The sequence below is a fragment of the uncultured Planococcus sp. genome (assembly GCF_947501725.1).
GTDB classification, from domain to species: Bacteria; Bacillota; Bacilli; order Bacillales_A; family Planococcaceae; genus Planococcus; species Planococcus donghaensis_C.
Genome location: NZ_CANMXD010000003.1, coordinates 380,712 through 401,752 on the forward strand (window position 1 = coordinate 380,712; position 21,041 = coordinate 401,752).

Consider the following 21,041-nt stretch of genomic DNA (forward strand, 5'->3'; position numbering starts at 1 on the left):
TTCCGCAAATCATCCCGTCTTAGCGGGTCTTATCTTTTTTAAAACCGGTACCAGTAGATCGTAGACGGTATCGAATTCCTTAATTTTAAGCATTCTGCAAATGAGGATATAAAGCACGACACCCAAGCCTATCTGCAGAATCAGCGTCAAAAGTTCCGAAAAAGGCATCAGTTGGCCAATGCCGTATACCACCGCGCCCATCCCGAAGGAAATCGCATAGATCGGCAGTAGATCTCGAATCTGTTCTTTGACGCTGTATGAAATCTCGCGTCCTGAAAAGTAGATATTGATGAACAGGGAAATATACGAGTCCAGCACCACCGTAGCCACTAAAGCTTCGATGCCCCAGTCCATCCAGATGACAAGAAAAATCAGCACTGTGGGTACGATGGTCTTGATGATTTCCAAATAAAGAAACAGATCCGAACGCCCTTTCACCTGAAGGATATTCAAATTCAATGCATGGATCGGATACAGCATGCCCGCGATGCACAAGAGCTGGAAATAAGGCACCATGGTCATCCATCTCTCGCCGAAAATCAGATAAATCAGCGGTTCTGCAACTGCCGCTACACCGACCATGATTGGAAAGATCAAGAAGCCTGAAAGCCTGATGACTTTTTTAAAGCTTTTTTTCAGCCGTTCTTCCTGGTCCTGAATTCCGCTCAACACCGGATAGGTCACCCGCTGGATTGTTGCCGTCAATGTCTGTGTCGCCACATCGCTGAATTTCGCGGCATTTGTGTAATAACCCAGAGAGGTCGCCGAATATTGCTTGCCGATGATCAGGTAATAGATATTGTTATAGGCCGTATCAATCAATCCTGAAACGAGCAGCTTCCAGCCAAAGCCGAACAAGCGCTTGAATGATGCCGTACTAAAAACCAAGGAAGGCAGCCATCTTCTGTAGAAAGTCAGCAGCAGCGCCTGAACCAGATTCAGCGCAAGCATACGGACAACCAGGCTCCACACACCAAAGCCGAAAAGAGCCATCGCAACTGCGACCAGTCCTGACAGCACACTTGCTGCCATATTGACTTTCGCCTGGACTTTAAAATCCACTTCCTTAGTGAACATCGCCCTCGGGATGATTGAAAACGCATTGATGATAACACCTAATGCCAATACCCTGACAATCGCCGTCAATTGACTTTCTTCAAAGAAGTTGCTGATCCATGGCGCAGATAAGAACAGCACACCATAAATGAAAATGGACACAATCAAGTTAAAATAGAAAACGGTTGAATAATCAGTTTGATCAGCTTTTTGGTCCCGGATCAGCGCTTGCGTGAAACCACTGTCGACCAGCGAATTCGAAAGAGCGACAAACACCAGAATCATTCCGATTATCCCGAAATCTTCAGGCAGCAATAGCCGCGCTAAGATAATCTGGATAATGAACTGAATCCCCTGATTGCCCATCATGTCCCCGAAACTCCACAGCAGACCACTGATTGTTTTTTTCTTCAATGAATTTTCCTGTTTCATCTGCCGGCTCCTAACGAAGAAAACTTCCCCAATACTATTTTATAGCTCTGAATGTTCAGAAAGTTCAATTCTATCGTCATCCATCGATAAATACTAGGTAAATAAAATCTCTTAAAAACAAAATAAACGAACCTCCGTTTCAGATACACTACTTTGTGCTTATTTATACTTCTTAATTTTCATTCTAACATACTATAAGTCATTAATAACAGATAATTTAGATTATTTTTTTATTTTTATTATGCAAATTATTCCACTATCTTTTGCTGAAACACTAATTATGAAGTGAATCTCTGAGAATTCCACACAAGATTACTTATATAATTGGCAGATACTTCTTATTTTCCATAAATTTTATTAATTCTATTTTGCAGAAGTCTTTCTAGGTATATTTCGCTAATTTACTGGATAGACAAAAAAACGGCTGGATTGGAGTGATTCTGCTGTTTTTTATGGATTTTCTTCATACTGCTGCTGAAAAATCAGCATTCAAACAAAAAAAGCAGTTCCCGAAAGCCCTAGTTGCTGACCTTTGGAAACTGCTTTTTCTTTTTTATTATTGAACTGTTTTTTCAGATTGTGATTCTTTTAAGGACCCTTCTGAAGAATTCAGGTCTCATATAGAACTGCCGGTAGCCTCGTTTTAATGTTTCTTTTATCTTCAGCTGCTTGAGCAGAACATAGAAACGATCGCGCTTTTTCGTCCGACTGATGACATGATCGTATTTAAAATTAGTATAGGCATTTATTTCATCCAGCATCGCTGCAACTTCCTGCAAATGCTTTTGTTTCTTGGCGACATCAGAGACCTGCACGTCGGTCCAAGAACCCTTCACATCTACACGATAGGCAGCCATATTCTGATCCATGTAGAAAAGCGTCCCATTTAACGCCCCGCAAATCACGAGCGGATAATCGCCGATTGTTGCATTCAGGTAATACTCCGGCATCTTCGGAATCTTTTCAAGCGAATACACTATTGAATTGGTGGCGAATAATTCCCCTCCACCTTCAATCACTTCTTCTACGCTGTAAATTTTGTCCTTGTGGCTCGGACGAATAGTGGAAACAGTTTTTTGGGTCACCGCGGATACCCGTTCCGCAGCATGGACACACATGCTGCATTCCGGGTGCGCTTCCATGTAGTCCACCTGTTTTTGAAGTTTGTACGGATCCGTCCAGTAATCATCACCTTCACAAACGGCCATGTATTTGCCTTTGGCCCGTTCAAGATTAAAAAGCTCTACCAAGACATCTTTAGAATATTGATTTTCTGTCTGATAGATCGGTTTAATGATCTCCGGATACTTTTGTTCATAGCTTCGAATGATTTCAGCTGTCCGATCTGTGGATGCATCGTCATGAATGAGGATTTCATAAGCGAAATCTGTGCGCTGCATCAACATGCTATCCAAGGCTTCGGCTATAAAATCTTCATGATTATAACTGGTACACTCGATACTCACCATTATCTCTTTTGCCATAAATTACAGACTCCTCTTCAATTAAGTAAGTTTTTGTCATCAGCTATAATGTGCGGCCTCAAATACACCCTGACTGGTTCAGCTGAAATAAATACTGCCGATTTCCGGCTTTTCTCATATCTTAACACACCGAAATTGAAAAAATGGATTATTCAGATAAATAAACAATAAATTTACAATAATGTAATTATATTCATTTTACTCATCTGCTGTAAAAAAGTTCTCTTTCTGATACTTCACTCTTAATTCTTCATCGCGCAGGATCAAGTTATTATCTTCAATCGTATTGCCTTTGACAGTATGGCCGTTTCCAACATTGATATAAATCCCCCGTTCTGAGCTTTCACGTGGATTGATGGCTAAATTATTGAGGATGCTGATATTATGGCTCGGCGTCATCAGGTTCTCGCCTCCATCTCCTGGCCGTACTGCAATATTGTATTCATTGTTATAGGTCAGGTTGCCCTTGATGATATTGGAATCGGCTCCATTTTTGATATCAATTCCGTAATAAAAGCCGCTCACCGTATTCTTTTCGATGATGCTGTCCTTTTCGCTTTCCACGGTGATTCCCTGCTGATCGCTAAAGCCTTTGCGATCTTCCATTACTAAACAGCCTTTGACCAGATTTTGTTTGCCGCCGCCAAATAAAGAGAGATGTCCATCTCCTGAATTTCTCACCACACAGGATTCAATCGTATTATAATCCGAGGCAAAGTTGATGATACCGGAACCATAATTGGATTCACTCGTCACATTTCGGATAAGGTTGTCATTGGCATGGTGAAGATGAATTCCCTGCGAATGGTTTTTAGTATAGACATTTTCAATCGAACTTTTCTGGCTGTCCTGAAGCAAAATAGCGATATTGGAAACCAGCGACCCACTTTCCGGCAATTTATCCCCAATCAGGAAACCACCTTTCAGATGGACATCCGCTGTGTCTTTAACCCAGAACACACCATATTCACCGTCAGAGTCTGTACGAAAAATCGCTTGGTCCATGTTGAGGGTAATAGGTTTTGTTATTTTTAAAGCAAAATAGCTCTCACCGTATCCGGTAGTCGCTTTAAAATCCGGATTTTTGCTCAATTTGTAAATACCCGCCGGAATATGCAGCTTTCCACCGATTGGAGTTTCGTCAATCGCTTTCTGGATAGCTTTCGTATCATCCGTCACTCCATCACCTTCTGCCCCAAATTGTGTTTTGGCATCTATCTGTTCTTCAGCAAATAAAAAATCTTCTCCCATTAAAAAGACAAGGATTAAGCCATAGATTCCGACCAGGGACAAGATCCAGCGAGTGGTTTTATTGATCATCTTTTCCGTTCTCCCCTTTAAACAACCTTAAAGATAGAGAGGCTCGACTTTTAAACCGCGGCCTCGTACCCTTAGTATAAGGCAAGATTTCTAAAAATGCACATATTTCCGAATACTATTTTTTTTATAATATTACCCAATATCGAAGTTATTCTATCCTATAAATATATTATTTTTGCTGTCTATCGGATAATGAAAACGAAATATCCCTAGCATTTTCCTTTTTTTTTCGCTATAATCGAATTGACGTTAATTTAATTGAAAATTTAGTCATATTACATACCGTTCTATACTATTCAATAAGAAACGAGGTTTTAGCTTGAGGGATTTATTTTTCGAAATAGAATATGGTCAACTTTACGAGAAAATCGAAAATGGAACCTGCGAAGTTTTTGAGTTTTCCCACCCCCTTGGGAAGGTATATCACCAATTCATCAAAAAAGAGATTCCCATTAAACTGGATGATGGAACCTATTTTGACTTGGTGACACCTTATGGCTATGGGGGCCCATTAATGACAGATGTTGCCGAAGGGAAAAATGAAGAGTTGGCGATGCTTTTCCAGGAGGCTTTCCGGGGCTATTGCCAGGAAAACCGGATTGTCAGCGAATCTGTCCGCTTCCACCCAGTTTTTGAAAATGCTGCCGATTTTCGATCCTGTTATGAAGTTGTCCATCGCCGCAATACGACCGGAACCAATCTGGAGGCCTTTGAAGATCCTGTACAAAGCGAGTTTTCCAAATCCAGCAGAAGAAATGTCCGAAAAGCACTGAAGAGCGGAGTTTCTTTTTCCATCACCATCAACCCGCCGGACCTGAAGGATTTCAAAGCCATCTATCACTCGACGATGGACCGCAACAAGGCTGCCAATATCTATTATTTTGACGATGACTATTTTTCCGATTGCCTCTGCCGGTTCGGCGAAAACATCATTCTGACGGAAGTGGTGTATGAAGAGAAAATCATCGGGATGGGGTTGAGCTTTTTCTATAACGATTTGATCCACACCCATCTCTCAGGAACGTTAAAGGAGTATCATCACTTATCCCCTGCCTATGTCCTTCAATATGCACTTGCTGTATGGGGGAAAGATAACGGTATGGCGTTGATCCATGATGGTGGCGGCCGTACACGGGATCCGGAGGACAGCCTGTTTTTATTTAAGAAGCAATTCGGCAAAAATACCGAATTCGCGTATTATTTTGGCTTTAAAATTTGGAATAGTCCCATCTATGACGCTTTATGTGAGAAAGCCGGAGTGAGCAACAACACTGAAGCTTTTCCAGCTTATCGCCAAAAATCGTTGGAAAAAGTATCAACATGACAAGCCTGTGATGCATGAAACGGAAGAAGCGCAGATTTGACTGCTTCTTCCGTTTTTATTTATCCAATTCTTCAGATCATATTCAGCAAAAATGAGTAAGGCTGCTTCCAACCACTGATTTTTTTCCAGCCTACAAGTAAAAGAAATTATATAAATCTCAAATAAACGGAAAAGCAGGAGTCGCTGCTTTCCGTTTATTTATTTTTAAAAGTGAGTAGCCTTTCAAATAGGTAAGCTTTCTCTTCAGCCTTTTTTTCTGATGATAGGCAATATCAATCTATAAACTGTCTTCAGTTCGGCAATGTTTGCAATTCGGCAAGCAGCGATATAAAATGCGATGCCAGCAGCAACCTGCAGCAAAAATTGAATCAGTATGCCTGTCTCCAGCAGCGCACCAAGCACCCACACCCCAGCACCCATGACAAAGGATAGCAAGTAAACCGGCAGCAGGTCCTTCACTTTTTCTCTGGCCGGATAAGCCACTTCCCGTTTCGAGAAATGGCTGTTGACGAAGAATTCCAGATAGGTATTTAAAATGGCGGCTGCAATCAACCCGATCACCCCTAATTCCAGCCAGACCGCCAGAACCAATAGAATCGTCAAGGAGATTTTGTTGATGATTTCCAACTGCAGATACAAGTCGGACCGGCCTTTTACCTGAAGAATGCTCAAATCGAGCGCCAATATCGGATACAGCATCCCGGCAATGGACAGCAATTGAAAATAAGGGACCATCGGCAGCCATTTTTCACCGAACACCAATAATACAAGAGGGTCCCCGACAGCGGCCATTCCCACCATCATAGGAAAAATGAGAAAAGCCGCAAGTTTGGTGATATTTTTATATGACTGTTTTAACCGTTCGTGTTCATCCTGTATGCTGCTCAGCACCGGGTAGGTCACCCGCAGTATGGTTGCCGCTAAATTTTGCGAGACGATTTCGCTGAAACGTGAAGCATTTGTATAAAAACCCAGTTGTATAGCAGAATACTGCCTGCCGATAATCAGGAAATAGACATTCGTATAAAAGGTATCGATCAACCCTGATACAAGAAGCTTCCAGCCAAAACCGAATAACCGCTTGAACGAAGCGATACTGAAAACCAAGGAAGGAATCCATTTTTTCGTTAAAGCAAAAAGCAAAGACTGGATGGCGTTCAGCGACAATTGACGCAGCACCAGACTCCAAACACCGTATCCTGCCATCGCCAGTCCGATTGCGATGACACCGGATATGATACTGGCGCTCAAATTTATCGCTGCCTGCGCTTTGAAATTCACTTCTTTCGCAAACATCGCCTTCGGAATGATCGCGAATGAGTTGATGACAATCCCGATGGACAATACCCGCACCAGGGAGACCAGCTGCGGTTCGCCGAAAAAGCTGCTGATGATGGGAGCTGTAACGTAAAGGATTCCATAGATCATCACAGAAATAAGCAGATTAAAATAAAAGACCGTTGAATAATCCACCTGGCTGGCATTGCGTTCACGGATCAACGCCTGCGTAAAGCCGCTGTCGACCAGTGAATTGGACAGCGCTATAAATACCAGGATCATGCCGATCAGTCCGAAATGTTCGGGCAGCAGCATACGCGCCAAAATGATCTGGATAAGGAACTGGATACCTTGATTGCCCACCAGGTCACCGAAGCTCCATGCCAGACCGCCGATCGTCTTCTTTTTCAATGAAGGTTGTGGTTCCATTTGATGGTCTCCTATCCCCCAGTCCTGTCACATTTGCAACTGCATTTACTGGATTAATTTCCATTTCGCTTTGCGGATGCTGTCTGCCACATTGGGGAAAAAGCGTTTCAACAGCAGCAGCATGCGTTTTTTTGCACCTAAATCCAGGTAGATTTTCCGGAATTCTCCGCGTTTTGCGGCCTTAAAATTCCCCTGTTCCAATAGGAGGGAAAACTGGTAACCCCGCTTTGCTTTCATGAGGGAATCATTGTAGTTGAAGTGGGTATACTTATTGATTTCGTCCAGCATTCTTTCCATATCATAATAATGATTGATCCGCTTCATACTGGTAGCCAGTTCACGTTCTGTCCAGGATCCCTTGACCCCCACCCGGTAAGCTGACATATTGGCATCCAGATAATCCACCGTTCCATGAAGCGCGGCCAAAATGACCAACGGGTAATCACCTACTACTGCATTCAAGTAGAAAGGAGCCAGTTCCGAAACTTTTTCTTTTGAATAGACCATGGAATTCGTGGCAACCAGGTCGCCGCCTCCTTCAATCACGCGTTCAACGGAAAAAATGGCATTTCCCTTTTCCGGCCGTACAGTGGAAAGAATTTTCTTCTTATCAGACAAAACACGATCAGCTGCATGGACAGTCATGCTGCATACCGGATGCTCTTCCATGTAATCAATCTGCTTTTGCAATTTGTAGGGATCTGTCCAGTAATCATCGCCTTCGCAGACGGCAATGTATTTTCCTTTTGCCCGGTTGTGGTTGAATAATTCAACACGGACTCCTTTTGAATATTGGTTCTGGGTTTGGTAGATCGGTTTGATCAAAGAGGGATACTTGTTTTCATAGTATTTAATCACTTGAGGGCTATGATCGGTTGAGGCGTCATCATAAATCAGGATTTCAACGTCAAAATCCGTCTTTTGCATGAGGAAACTTTCGATTGCTTCGGCAAGGTAATCTCCGTGATTGTAGCTTGTGCAAACTATACTGACCAGCGGTTTCGTTGTCATAATTCTCACTCCTTTAAGTTTTAAGCAATACACATCACTGAGGCCGAATAAAGGGGAAGGCAAAATGCCAAAAGGGAAAAATGATGAATAGCATCATAACCGATACTTTATGCCCATTATCACCATCTTTTTTTCATCTTAACACAAAACAATTCGATAAATATAGATAATTCGTATTATTTAAAAAATAATATAAACTTTACAATTATTTAATAGTATTTTTACACTTCCAGTAATTCCCTAATGAAAAGGCAGCGCTCTTCTCTGCTGGAATCTGCTTTTGGCAGAATTGAAAAACCCCCTTGAGCAGTGAAGTGGCTCAAGGGGATTTCATGTGATTTTTCTATTTCGAATGCCACGCCCAGGCACTGGAAATGATGGCCTCTAAATCATATGCCGGCGTCCAGCCTAATGCAGCTTTGATTTTAGCGGATGATGCAATCAACGTAGCCGGGTCTCCGGCACGCCGCGGTGCATATTCGATGTTTGCCTGTTTTCCTGAAATCTGCTGGCAGGAACTGATGATTTCATTGACTGAATAACCGGCTCCATTGCCGAGGTTATAGGTTTCATTGGCAACTTTCCCATCCGCCATCCCTTCATAGGAAAGGATGTGCGCCCGGGCCAAATCCGTGACGTGGATATAATCCCGGACACACGTTCCGTCAGCTGTGTCGTAATCTGTACCGAATACGGAAATTTTATCGCGCTGGCCAAGAAGATGCTGCAGCACGATAGGGATCAGATGGGATTCCGGGTCATGGCTTTCACCGATTTCACCTGACTCATGTGCACCCGCAGCATTGAAATAACGCAGCACGACATACCGGAAATCATGGACATGCGCGATATCTGCTAAAATCTGCTCGACCATCAGTTTCGACCGCCCATAAGGATTGATCGGGTTGGTTGCCGTTTCTTCCGTGATCATCTCTGTATCGGGAATGCCATAGGTCGCGGCTGTCGATGAAAAGATGAAGCGTTTGACGCCATGCTCAACCATTTTCTCGAGCAGCACCATTGTAGCGTTGACGTTATTGCGGTAATATTTCAAAGGATTTTCCACTGACTCGCCGACCAGGCTATTGGCAGCAAAATGGAACACAGCGTCAATGCTGTATGTCGTGAAGAGTTCATCCAGAACCGCTCGGTCGCCCAGATCTCCTTTGACGAAAGTCGCCCGCTCATCAACCAGATGCTCGAAGCCTGTCGTCAAATTGTCCAAAACCACTACTTCGTATGTATTCACCAATTCCTTCACCGTATGGCTGCCGATATACCCCGCGCCGCCGCAAACTAAAATTGCCATGAATCCTCTTCCCCCTTTTTTCCTTCTAGAAAATCCTAATATAACCAATTGTACCATTAGCGAAAAATTTACATGAGGGTTTATTTCGATAAAAGGGAGCGACCGCACCTCAAAGCGGGTTAACCGCACCTCAAACTGGAAAGTCCGCACCTCACGCTTTCTAAGCAATAAAACCCAAACAAAAAACACGTTTCCGCGAGGCCGTTGCCGGCTCTAGCAGGAAACGTGTTCAGTCTTCTTCGGGCACATAATGATTTTGATCTGCGTAAATTTCCATATCATCTTCCGGAATGACCAGGTTGCCGATGTTCAAGGTATTGCCGATGACGACATGGCCATCTCCTGCTCCGACATAAATTCCATAGGAAGATTTGTCCCGTGGGTCCACAGCCATATTATTTAGGATCTGCGTATCGTAGCTTGGCAGCTGAAGATTTTCGCCGCCATCGCCTCCGCGCACAGCGATGTTGTATTCATTGTCGAAAACGATATTCGACTCGATGATATTCGATTCTGAAGCATTTTTGACATCGATGCCATAGTAGAATCCGCTGACCGTATTTTTTTCGATCAAACTGCCGATTTCACTTTCCACCGTGATTCCCTGCTGATCGGTATAACCCGGGCGGTCTTCAGTAACCATGCAATTCACCACATGATTATCTTCGCCACCTCCATACAAAGATAAATGGCCGTCACCGGAATTTCGCACCACACAGGAATCAATGAGGTTTTGGTCGGAATCAAAACTGATGATTCCGGATCCATAATTAAACTCTGAAGTTACTTTTCTGACAACATTATGATCCGAATGATTAAGGTGGACACCTTGGGAAAAATTTTTCATATAGGTGTCTTCAATGGAGCTATTGTCAGTATAGAGAAACAGAATGGCGATATGGGATGTCAACGAGCCGTCTTCCGGCAAACGTTCCCCCATCAGAGCGCCGCCTTTTAAATGGACGTCTTCCGTTTCATTGACCCAAAACACGCCATACTCATCATCCGTATCCGTCTGGAAGATAACCTCTTCCATCAAAATCGTGATCGGCTTTGAAATCTTCAAGGCAAAATAGCTGTCGCCATATCCCGTTACTGCTTTAAGGTCAGGGTTTTTGCTGAGTTTGTAGACGCCTGGCTTGATTTCCAACGTTCCTCCGGCGGGTGTTTCATCAATAGCGGCCTGAAGTTCCTCCGTTTTGTCTGATGCTTCATCCAGATTGGCGCTGTAGCTTTCTTGCCCATTCTCCGCTTCTTCATTCTGCGTCAACTTTTCAATCATCAAAAAGAAATAACCGAATCCGACAATGCCTAAAAGCACCAGCAGGACAAATCCAAATGTTTTTACTTTCATGCCAATCACCTCCTTTGGTGCATAATGCCCTTACTTCCTATCATACATAATATAGGCTGAAAATAACAGTTCGGTATCTGAAAATTCAATAAACAGATATTAAAAGGGTAATAAGAACTAAAAAACACCACACCTTCAAAGTTGCTCTGAAGGGTGCGGTGTTTTACTTTCTTTCTTATTTTCTGGCTGTTCAATCGGTTCTGTATCCGTTTCTTCCATCATTGCCGTTTCTGTGTCGCCGCCTTTACTGCGCGCCAACAACTCTTCACGATGGTTTTGTGTGGCATCTTCCCTCTTTGAGCTAGCTTTTCCCAAAGAAAAAATAACGGCCATCACAAATATAAAGCCGCCGGTGATCAACGCCCACATACGATCCACCTCTTTTTGCATAACCCAGTTGCTGTCATTTACGTTCTACTCCTTACAAGGTCCATTATTCTTACTTATTTATACTATCTTACGCTAAATTTTTGGTATTTACTAGCTTCATTTGTACCAGTAAATTGAAAGCATCCCTGCCAATCGATTCAAAAGTGGCAGAAGGATTTATCAGGTTTTCGCTTTATTCTTCCCGTTATTGCTCTTTTTCTTCCGCAGCCGCCACAACCTATCGCCGATGGCATAGACTATGGAACCCAAACCAGCCCCGGCACTGTCAATCAACACATCTTTCGCTTCACCGCTCCGTCCTTCGATAAATAATTGATGAATTTCATCAGTTACTGCAAAGAGGACACACATGCCAAATCCGAAAACCAGTTGCTTCATCCCGTAGAAACCACTGCTTCTCCAGGCGTTCAAACTTAGCAGGCTCAATAGGAAATAGGCGATGAAATGCGCATTTTTCCGAACAAAAGTATGAAAACTTTCAATATCAAACTCTAAATTCGGCGCCACTTGATCAATGAAGCTCAGCAGTGCAGCTACGACGCCCGAACTTAGATCGCTTGAAGCAGAACCGGGTTGATGGGAAAGATAAAAAATAACGGCCATCCAGGAAATGGCCGTAATCCATGAAATAAGTTTATATGAAGTCATATGACAAATCCTTTACTGTTAAAATCGGTGTTTATCCATATTATAGCATCTGTCACTGAAATCGGAAGCTGACTTTTTGCCGAATAAAAAAGCCTGCAAAAAACTGCAGACTTTGTTCCATATAAATCAGCGGATATTGATGCCGACCTGTTCGCGGTCTGCAGTTTTCGAACGATAGGCCGGGAATACTCCGGTTTCTATTTTCGATCCTACCGTTTTGCACAGCAAGTCGTAAATTTCCCGGTTCCAGATTTTATAGCTGACATGGAAAGTAAACTTTGTATTTTTGCCGAATTGTTTTTTGAAAAGATACAGAGGGTCGTCGACTTCCCCTGTCACGCCTCCACCTTCGTGGATCAACTCGATTCCCTGTTCTTTCCCCCACATCACCAGCGCATAACGCATCACGAAAGCCGCTGATAAATGGTGGTACTCTTCCACCGTACCCGACAAATGGATATGAACTGTTTTACCGGAGACCAAGTTAAGCCCCATTGCAATGACCTTGTCTTCATAAAGCACTTCCGTCAGCACGATCTGTTCACCAAAGTAATTGAGAAGATTCTTGAAATATTCATCGTTAAAATAATACACGGTAGCTGCATTTTTTCTTTTCATGGTCGAATAGTAGATTTTCTTGAATTCCTCCAGATCGGGAGGGTTTACGGCAACACGGTACTCTACACCGGCCTCCAACGCTTTACGGATGCTTTTTTGCTTCGACTTGGAGAATTCGGATTTCACCGGGTTGTCGTAATCCTTCAAATTGGTGCCCGTCGTATGCCGGCGGAACGTCAAGTCATAGCAGCTGCTGAAATCCTGGGCATTGGTGAATAAGGGGTGGAACCGGACAAACTCACAGACAATATTCTCTTTTTGGCAGTATTCTTCGAAAGCATCGTGAAAAGCTTGAACCACCTGACATTTATGTACTTCTTCACAATCAGTGATGCAAGGTCCCCCATAACCATAAGGTGTGCTTATATCATAATAGGGTTCTTCGTTGATGCATACTGGAATAAGCCGCTTGATGAACAAATGGCTTACTTTTCCCAAGGGATGTTCGAATTTAAACACCTCGCACGTACCCTCTTCGATTTGTTCATACAGCCGGCCATAATTCTGTTCAAAATAAATATCATCCACTCTGAAGACGCCTCCTTGTACCGAAGCTTTTCTAAAAGCAAAGGTAGACTTATTACACGCTAATTTCCATCTGTTTACAGTTTTCGTTCTTTATTTAGATAGTTTATCATACTCCTACAAATTATCCACCATAAAAAACAGATTTTTTAGATTATTTGGATTATATTACGTTTATTACACACATTTAAAGACCTAGATTCTGTTGCTTGATTCCGGGAAAAAAACCGGCTGATCGTGTCAGCCGGTTCTTTTATCCGCGATACAACGGGAAATAACCCGTTACTTCTATGCCTTCGCCTTGTCTTTTCAACTCCACGAGTCGGTCATATGCTTCTTGAAGACGTATTTTCTGGCCACTCACTAAATCCAGCGCTTTGGTTTTTGTAAATCCTTTTTTGAATCGATGCAGATTTTCATAGGGAGCAGTGCCGCCTAATTGAAATTCTTTTTTGTCATGTTCAATTCCCCATCGGCATGCCTCATATTGAATCAGACTGTTTCCCGCCAACTGAAAGTAGTCAGGATCATTTCCAGTCAAATGAGAATGCATATAATTTCCGTAATGGAGAATAAGAGAAGAAGATATGTACTTTCCTTCGTACTTTGCATTCAGCAGAAATTGATTGCCTTTAAAAACCTTAAAGGAATCTCGAAAAATCTCTTCGGAAAACAAATAATATTCATTGCTGATCCCATTTCTTTTGGCGGTGATGTCATACAGACGATGAAATTCACCGACAGTTTCCCCTGTAAAATCAAATTCGATTTCGACATCATTTTTCTGCGCTTTCCTTACTTGAGTTCTTGTTTTCGGCGAAAACTCATCCATAAAGAAATCTTTGACTGTCAAATCAATATAGATCATATCGCTGGTATGACGAAAATTATAGAGATGCTCAAAGTCCTTGATGTTTCCGATCCATGGACTGAATCTTACGTATTCGGCGACGATATTATGTTCCTCGCAATACTGCTGGAACGCTTCTTCGTATTGCGCAACGAGCTCCTGGCGTTTCCCTTCCTGACAGTTTAAGATGACCGGTCCGCTGAATCCATAAGGCGTAATGATATCGTGATAGGCTTCTCCAGTCTCCAATGGAATTTCCCTTAAAATAAACTGATAAAACACATGGCCCAAATCGTTTTCAAACTCGAATAAAGCCGATTTTCCATTTTGTTCTTTGCTTTCGAAAAACTTTGCCCACTCCGGTAAAAAATAAATATCCGGGACATTGACCATTTATAATTCCCCCTGTTTTGAATAGACTATCTCGCTAGAGTTATTCCATTTTTCAGAAATTATATCACATCTAGTTTTTTTGGCCTATCATTTTAGTCTCCCTTTGTAATTTCACTTATAAAAAAACCCGTATTCGACTGCAGGATACACAGCTGAAAACGGGTTTTGACGGTGAAGAACTATTTTTCTTTCGTATAAGATTCCTGCAGTTTCCTTTCGAACAACTCCAATAATTGATCTCTCAGTTCAGGACGCTTCAACGCAAATTCAATAGTCGTTTCAATAAATCCATATTTCTCACCGACATCAAAGCGGCGGCCTTCGAATTCATAGGCGTAAACGGACTGAACTTCATTCAGCATTTGGATGGCATCCGTCAATTGGATTTCTCCGCCGGCGCCAAGCTGGTGTTGACCCAAAAACTCGAAAATTTCAGGCGTCAGGATGTAGCGGCCCATAATGGCGTAATTTGACGGCGCTGTTCCGGCTTCCGGCTTTTCGACAAAGTTATCGACTTTGATCAATTTGCCGTCGATGGAAACCGGATTGATGATGCCGTAGCGATGGGTTTCATCTTCAGGTACTTGCTGGACACCGATGACACTTTTGCCGGTCAACTCGTTTTGCTTCATCAATTGAGCCAGGCACGGTTCGTCATTTTCCACGATGTCATCACCGAGCAGGACCGCGAACGGTTCGTTGCCGATAAATCGACGTGCAGACCAAATCGCATGGCCGAGGCCCAGCGGCTCTTTTTGGCGGATATAGTGGATCTCTACATTGGAGGTTTCCAGGACAGAATCCAGCATATCGATTTTCCCTTTTCTCATCAGGGTTTCTTCGAGTTCAAAGGCATGATCGAAATGATCTTCGATGGCACGTTTGCCTTTTCCGGTAACGATGATGATGTCTTCAATTCCAGAGGCGATTGCTTCCTCCACTATGTATTGGATCGTTGGCTTATCGACAATCGGCAGCATTTCTTTTGGCATGGCTTTGGTGGCAGGCAGAAACCTTGTACCAAGTCCTGCAGCCGGAATGATTGCTTTTTTGACTTGCATCTCTTCACCTTCTCATTCATATTTTCTGATCACGTATTGTTTAATAATAACATTTTTCCAGGGTAAAGCTAATATTTGAAAAAATTTCTCTTTCATATTCAAAAATTACCGGATGTTAGCAATGAAATAGAAGGACAAAGGGCTGGATTCAGTTTTATTATCAGAAATTTAAAATTACAAACAAACTTCTATTAAGATGCTAGAATATATGTACCAATGGTCCGTAATTATATTAAATATTTTCTAATTATCATGTATAATTCCCTATTTTCAATAGATAATCGAAAGGAAGTGTGAACCAGATGAATGCCATACCATTATCCTATGATCCCGCTTTAATCTTCCTTTCTATTGCAGTGGTTTTCATTTCAGCTTACATTGCTTTAAACATCAGCGGCATGCTGTTTACCACAGTCGGAATCGCACGGGCCAAGTGGATTATGCTCGGCGCCCTTATCATGGGGCTCGGTATTTGGTCAATGCATTTTATCGGCATGCTCGCTTCTCATTTATCTATGGAAGTAAGTTATAATACCCCGCTTGTCATCGCTTCGATACTGCCTGCCTTATTCGCGAGCGGAATTGCTTTCGCCATCACCAGCAAGCCACAGGTCCTAAAAACCGAAGTTCTGGCTGGTGCCGTGCTCATTACGACAGGCATTATCGCCATGCATTATATCGGGATGGCGGCCATGCAGCTGCAGGCCACTGTACAATACGATCCCTTGTTGTGGACCTTATCCGTGGTTGTCGCTTTGGCTTCTTCGCTTTTGGCCATGTTCCTGCTGTTTTATTCACGGAACCGCCATGGTTTCTTTGGATTAAAGATCGTCAGTGCGGCATTGATTGCCACTGGCGTAGCCGGTATGCATTACATCGGCATGGCTGCTGCGCGTTTTGAACCTGCCGCCCACCATATGCCAGTGGCTGCCAATTCGATGAACAATAATTATATCGCTTATAATGTCGGCATCGGCATGGTCCTGATGCTGATGATTGCCATCCTCAGCATCCGCAGCGAAACGAAAGTGAAATCCCTGTCCGATGAATACGGCCGCCAGTTTCTGTCGGTCATCGAATCCGCTAAAGACGGCATCGTGGTCACCGATGCCAAAGGGATTGTTATGCAATGGAATAATGGCGCACATCATCTTTTCGGCTATACCAAAGAAGACATTATCCAACAGGATGTGCGCCTGATCTTCCCAAAATCCCATCAAGACGCACGGCAACACGAACACATTGATACAGTCGGCAAAACCATTGAGCTGACCGGCTTGAAAAAGAATGGCAATCCGTTTCCGGTTGAACTTTCGACAGGAACATGGCATACAGCTAAAGGCGATTATTACAGCCTCATCATCCGTGACATTACTGACCGTAAAGCAACTGAAGAAAAAATCAGCAACCTCGTTTACCTCGATTCGCTGACAGGGCTTCCAAACCGGCGCTTGTTCAACGACCGGCTTGAATCTTCAATTGCTCAGGCATCAGAAAACGCTGCTGTTCTGACAGTCCTTTATCTGGACCTTGACCAGTTCAAGCTGGTCAATGATACATATGGCCACCAAACCGGTGATCAGCTGTTGTTGGAAGTGGCGCAACGCATCAATTCCTGCCTTGACAAAACGGATACCTTAGCCCGTCTTGGCGGCGATGAATTCATTGCACTGCTGCCGAACGCTGACTACACAAAGGCGCAAGCTACCGCACAGAAAATACTGAAAGTCTTAAACGAACCTTTCCTATTAAATAACGAAACTGTTTTCACTACCCCATCAATCGGTGCGAGTCTTTTCCCGGCAGACGGCAAAGACCCTGAAGCGCTGGTAAAAAATGCCGACATCGCTATGTACCGGGTTAAAGAAGAAGGCAAAAACAATTTCCAATTTTTCACTTCCGAAATGAACGACTTGATTTCCAGAAAGTCAAAAATCGCCATGAGCATTCGCAAAGGCTTAGAGCTTGGTGAATTTACGATTCATTACCAGCCGCAGATCGATATCAAAACCGAAAAAATCATTGGGGTTGAAGCGCTGGTCCGGTGGTATCACCCCACATTCGGGCAGATCTCACCTGCTGAATTCATTCCCATCGCAGAAGAGAATGGCATGATTCTTTATATCGGCGAATTTGTTCTCCGGACTGCCTGTCAGCAGAACAAAGACTGGCAGGACGCTGGTTTGGATCCGTTTCGGGTCGCCGTCAACATTTCAGCCAAGCAATTTTCACACGGCAATATTGCTGAAGTGGTGACCTCTGCTTTGGACGATGCAGGTTTGGCTCCTGAATTTCTCGAATTGGAGTTGACTGAAAGCATTATCCAAGGCGCCAAGTACGCCATTTTAAAAATGCAGGAATTGAAGGCCATGGGCATCCATCTATCCATCGATGATTTCGGCACCGGCTATTCTTCACTGAGCTACCTGAAACTTTTTCCCGTCGATACGCTGAAAATCGATCAGCATTTCACACGCAATATCCATAACGACCCGAAAGATGCGGCATTGGTCGACACCATCATTCAAATGGCCCACAATCTGAAGTTGAATGTCATCGCGGAAGGTGTAGAAACCAGCGAACAGCTGGCATTCCTGAAAACCAAAGATTGCAACCAGGCCCAAGGGTATTATTTCCAGAAGCCCCTGCTCCCTGAAATGATCGAACAACTATACTTGAAAGTATAGACCATCAGCCCTTGCCTGAAGTGTGACTTCAAGGCAAGGGCTGTTTTATTTGCTGTCCAGCAGTTTCGACAAAGGATGGATTCCGAGACTTTGAATGATGAGCGACAAGATGACCACGGAAAAGCTCAGCGAAATCAGTTCATCAGCCGCTCCTTCCTGCGCCATCGCTCCCAGCTGCAGCAACAGGAACACGGACATCGACCCGCGGATACCGGACCAGGCGATGAGCAGCGACTTTTTCCAAACGTCTTCAGACTGCCTTCCGCTAGCCACCAATTTAAACGTGCCGCCGACAATGAGGAACCGGATGGCGATGCTGGCGAATAAAACGGCGAGTGCCAGACTCCAATTCCCCCATGCCAGATATTCCGTTGCTTCAATGCCGATCAGCAAAAACAGCAATGCCAGCAGCGATGGTTCAACGACGTTCCAGAATCCGGACAGCGACTCACGGTAATGGTCTTCTTTATTGGTATGGGAAAATTCCCAGGATAGCATAACTCCCGCCGATACGGTCGCCAGAACACCGGAAAAGCCGAAGCTTTCAGCCAGCTGAAAGGCACCGTATGCCAGGGCGATGCTGAGCATAACCTGGTAATCCCGGTGATGGGTGACATGGACAGCCTTGCTCAATAGCCAGCCGACCGCAAGCCCCAGAATTATTCCACCTGCCGAGACATAGACGAACTCCCCTAAAATGGAAAGTACATCAAGTGAATGCGAATCAAGGTACATGCCTGCCAAAACAGTGAACAGGACGATGCTGGTTCCGTCATTGATCATGGATTCCCCATCAACGATATCAGCAATGCTCTTGTCAGGTGACGACTTCTCTAAAATCGAGACGACCGAAGCCGGATCGGTCGGCGCCAAAATCGCCGCAATCACCAGCGCCCCTGCCAGGGAAACAGAAAAGAACCAGCCGCCGATCCAATAGATGGCCAGTCCGACAAGCACAACCGCAAGTCCTAGCCCCACCGTACTCAGCAAGCCAATGATGGCGGAATTCCTGCGCAAAGCATCCGTCGAAAATTGATACGCAGAAACAAACAATAAGCCGGGCAGGAAGACATCGTAGATCAATGTCTCCGTCACTTCAACATTATTGAAATAAGGAATGAACGACAACCCGATGCCGATCAGGACAAGGACCACCGGTACAGGAAAATTTTCTTGCTTTTTATCAATCGTGAACACTAAATATCCGATGCACAACAAAATCGTCACGATTGCTGCCGACATGCCGATCCCCTCCAACAATTGACTTCCATAAAGTCAAAGATTTCCCTTAAACAGGGTCTTTTAAACAGAGTTCGGGTGTTAGGTCCAGCAGCCAAGATGGAGCTTCGTTTCTGAAACGTCATAAAAAACAGGCAGCCCAGTGGTTTACTGGGCTGCCCGCTGCTCGTTTATTCAGTTCACCGTTCAGCTGGAAATGAAAACGTGCCGGTGGGCCTGCTCTTATTTAGCGGTCCGCTTCTTTAGCTGTTCTTCTTCCTCTTCTTTCAGGCGGCGTTTGACCTGCAGATAGGATGTCAATTCTGCCAATTCCTCTTGGTTTACCAGCTGGTCATCCACCACCAGATTGATGGACGACAAATCGGCAACTTGCTGAAGATCGAGTTTGTTGGAGATCTGATCACGCTCCAGCAAAAAGTCTATAGATACTTTATAATAATCGGCCAGCAACTCCAAATGAGAAATGCTTACTTGCTTTTTGCCGCTTTCGTAACCCCAAATCACCGTTTTCGCAAAGCCTAATTCCAAGGCCAACTCATCTACACTCAAGTGTTTTTCTTCCCTCAGACTCTTCAATTTCTCTCCTATTCTCTTCATTTCGGGCGCCCCCTCTATTTCCATTGGCCGTTATACAATCATTATATTATTCCCCTATGTTACCACGGTGAAACCGGATAACTAGCTCCATTTTAAATTTGAGTCTGAATACTCATTAAAATTCTGAAATTTTAGATAAATTAGCTTTTCTTTGTGGTAAAATGTAATTACTTTTAAAATGAAAGGTAGGTAGTATGATGCTGAAGAAACTGATCTACATATTATTTGTAGCACTTATCCTGATTATCATCATGGGCGAAAAGAACTTTGAAACGATTGAACTATCGGAAGAAACGGCCTTGCTGCCTGGAACCGAGAGCTCCCGGGCAGAAGCTGCCGATGAACCTGCACCTGCCAACTTTTCTGAAAAACTCGCAGCGGGCACTCCGGTAACCATTGTCTTTCTTGGCGACTATGTTACGTCCCCCGATTCGTTGCCAGATGGCAATCCCAATCACGTGTCCTTGCTGAGTGACTGGTTCGACAATAAATACCCGGACCAGGTGACGGTCATCAATTCCGGCATGAACGCCAACACCATTTCTCATATGAAGGACCGGGTGGCCAGCGACGTCCTGAACCACTCCCCTGATTTGGTGGTGATTTCCGCCGGATTGAATGACGCGCTTGGCGGCTGGAAGATTCCTGTCGAGGAGTATGCGAAAGACTATCAAGGAATCGTCGAAGAAATTACCGCTTCCGGCGAAACGGAGGTGCTGATCCGGACACCGAATCCGACACTTTCCTACATTAAAAATAGAGAAATGATGAAGTATATTCAGGAAACCCGCAAATTGGCAGCTGCAGATAATGTTCATCTTTTCGACTTTTATAAAGTGATGGCTGGAGATGTCCACGCCAAGAACATCGCTCAGACCCATTTGATGCAGAACGAAATGCACCCCAATACAAAAGGGCAAGCTTACCTGTTCGATAAGTTTAAAGTCTATTTGGCGATGGAACTGATTAAGCAGTAAGCATCCACTAAAAAGAGCCTCCCCCAATGAAATCAATGATTTCGTCGGAGGAGGCTCTT

17 protein-coding genes are annotated in these 21,041 nt (G+C 43.9%); 3 read left to right on the plus strand and 14 right to left on the minus strand.

What is annotated here, in order from left to right:
• Positions 1-9: 9 nt before the first annotated feature.
• From Q0785_RS06425 to Q0785_RS06435, 3 genes are all read right to left on the minus strand, one after another.
• A complete protein-coding gene (locus tag Q0785_RS06425) occupies positions 10-1,488 on the minus strand; it encodes a lipopolysaccharide biosynthesis protein (RefSeq protein WP_298827231.1) in 1,479 nt (492 codons plus the stop codon).
• A gap of 572 nt (positions 1,489-2,060) precedes the next feature.
• Complete coding sequence (locus Q0785_RS06430) at positions 2,061-2,972, minus strand: glycosyltransferase family A protein (protein WP_298827234.1); 912 nt, start codon at positions 2,970-2,972, stop codon at positions 2,061-2,063.
• 198 nt (positions 2,973-3,170) lie between these two features.
• The gene (locus Q0785_RS06435) at positions 3,171-4,292 is read right to left on the minus strand and encodes a right-handed parallel beta-helix repeat-containing protein (RefSeq protein ID WP_298827237.1); all 1,122 of its coding nucleotides are present in this window, start codon (positions 4,290-4,292) and stop codon (positions 3,171-3,173) included.
• 319 nt (positions 4,293-4,611) lie between these two features.
• On the opposite strand from Q0785_RS06435, the gene Q0785_RS06440 reads away from it, so the two are divergent.
• On the plus strand, positions 4,612-5,616 hold the full coding sequence (locus Q0785_RS06440; protein WP_298827240.1) for a peptidoglycan bridge formation glycyltransferase FemA/FemB family protein: 1,005 nt from the start codon (positions 4,612-4,614) through the stop codon (positions 5,614-5,616).
• 243 nt (positions 5,617-5,859) lie between these two features.
• Here Q0785_RS06440 and Q0785_RS06445 read toward each other — a convergent pair whose 3' ends face one another.
• The 9 genes from Q0785_RS06445 to galU all read right to left on the minus strand — a co-directional run bounded on the left by Q0785_RS06445 (position 5,860) and on the right by galU (position 15,482).
• A complete protein-coding gene (locus Q0785_RS06445; RefSeq protein ID WP_298827243.1) occupies positions 5,860-7,323 on the minus strand; it encodes a lipopolysaccharide biosynthesis protein in 1,464 nt (487 codons plus the stop codon).
• A 45-nt stretch (positions 7,324-7,368) separates the two neighbouring features.
• On the minus strand, positions 7,369-8,334 hold the full coding sequence (locus Q0785_RS06450; protein ID WP_298827246.1) for a glycosyltransferase: 966 nt from the start codon (positions 8,332-8,334) through the stop codon (positions 7,369-7,371).
• Between the two features lie 343 nt (positions 8,335-8,677).
• Positions 8,678-9,643, minus strand: coding sequence for a UDP-glucose 4-epimerase GalE (gene galE, locus Q0785_RS06455; protein ID WP_298827248.1), 966 nt, complete (start codon positions 9,641-9,643; stop codon positions 8,678-8,680).
• 229 nt (positions 9,644-9,872) lie between these two features.
• The gene (locus Q0785_RS06460; protein WP_298827251.1) at positions 9,873-10,997 is read right to left on the minus strand and encodes a nitrous oxide reductase family maturation protein NosD; all 1,125 of its coding nucleotides are present in this window, start codon (positions 10,995-10,997) and stop codon (positions 9,873-9,875) included.
• A gap of 135 nt (positions 10,998-11,132) precedes the next feature.
• On the minus strand, positions 11,133-11,366 hold the full coding sequence (locus Q0785_RS06465) for a hypothetical protein (protein WP_298827254.1): 234 nt from the start codon (positions 11,364-11,366) through the stop codon (positions 11,133-11,135).
• A 180-nt stretch (positions 11,367-11,546) separates the two neighbouring features.
• Complete coding sequence (locus Q0785_RS06470; protein WP_298827256.1) at positions 11,547-12,035, minus strand: VanZ family protein; 489 nt, start codon at positions 12,033-12,035, stop codon at positions 11,547-11,549.
• 126 nt (positions 12,036-12,161) lie between these two features.
• Positions 12,162-13,181: a GNAT family N-acetyltransferase gene (locus Q0785_RS06475; protein WP_298827259.1), complete on the minus strand. Its 1,020-nt coding sequence runs from the start codon at positions 13,179-13,181 to the stop codon at positions 12,162-12,164.
• 250 nt (positions 13,182-13,431) lie between these two features.
• Positions 13,432-14,421, minus strand: coding sequence for a GNAT family N-acetyltransferase (locus tag Q0785_RS06480; RefSeq protein ID WP_298827262.1), 990 nt, complete (start codon positions 14,419-14,421; stop codon positions 13,432-13,434).
• A 179-nt stretch (positions 14,422-14,600) separates the two neighbouring features.
• Positions 14,601-15,482, minus strand: coding sequence for a UTP--glucose-1-phosphate uridylyltransferase GalU (gene galU, locus Q0785_RS06485; protein ID WP_298827265.1), 882 nt, complete (start codon positions 15,480-15,482; stop codon positions 14,601-14,603).
• Between the two features lie 302 nt (positions 15,483-15,784).
• Between galU and Q0785_RS06490 the strand changes: the two genes are divergently transcribed.
• Positions 15,785-18,169 carry a bifunctional diguanylate cyclase/phosphodiesterase gene (locus Q0785_RS06490; RefSeq protein WP_298827267.1) on the plus strand — a complete coding sequence of 795 codons (2,385 nt, stop codon included), beginning with the start codon at positions 15,785-15,787 and terminating at the stop codon, positions 18,167-18,169.
• A gap of 45 nt (positions 18,170-18,214) precedes the next feature.
• Here the strand turns inward: Q0785_RS06490 and Q0785_RS06495 are convergent, their stop codons facing one another.
• Together Q0785_RS06495 and Q0785_RS06500 are read right to left on the minus strand one after the other, a co-directional pair.
• Positions 18,215-19,411 (minus strand): sodium:proton antiporter, encoded by a 1,197-nt coding sequence (locus Q0785_RS06495; RefSeq protein WP_298827270.1) that lies wholly within the window; start codon positions 19,409-19,411, stop codon positions 18,215-18,217.
• A gap of 219 nt (positions 19,412-19,630) precedes the next feature.
• On the minus strand, positions 19,631-20,005 hold the full coding sequence (locus Q0785_RS06500; protein ID WP_223634473.1) for a helix-turn-helix transcriptional regulator: 375 nt from the start codon (positions 20,003-20,005) through the stop codon (positions 19,631-19,633).
• 197 nt (positions 20,006-20,202) lie between these two features.
• Here Q0785_RS06500 and Q0785_RS06505 point away from each other — a divergent pair, with 197 nt between their 5' ends.
• The gene (locus Q0785_RS06505) at positions 20,203-20,982 is read left to right on the plus strand and encodes a GDSL-type esterase/lipase family protein (protein ID WP_298827277.1); all 780 of its coding nucleotides are present in this window, start codon (positions 20,203-20,205) and stop codon (positions 20,980-20,982) included.
• Positions 20,983-21,041: the final 59 nt, after the last annotated feature.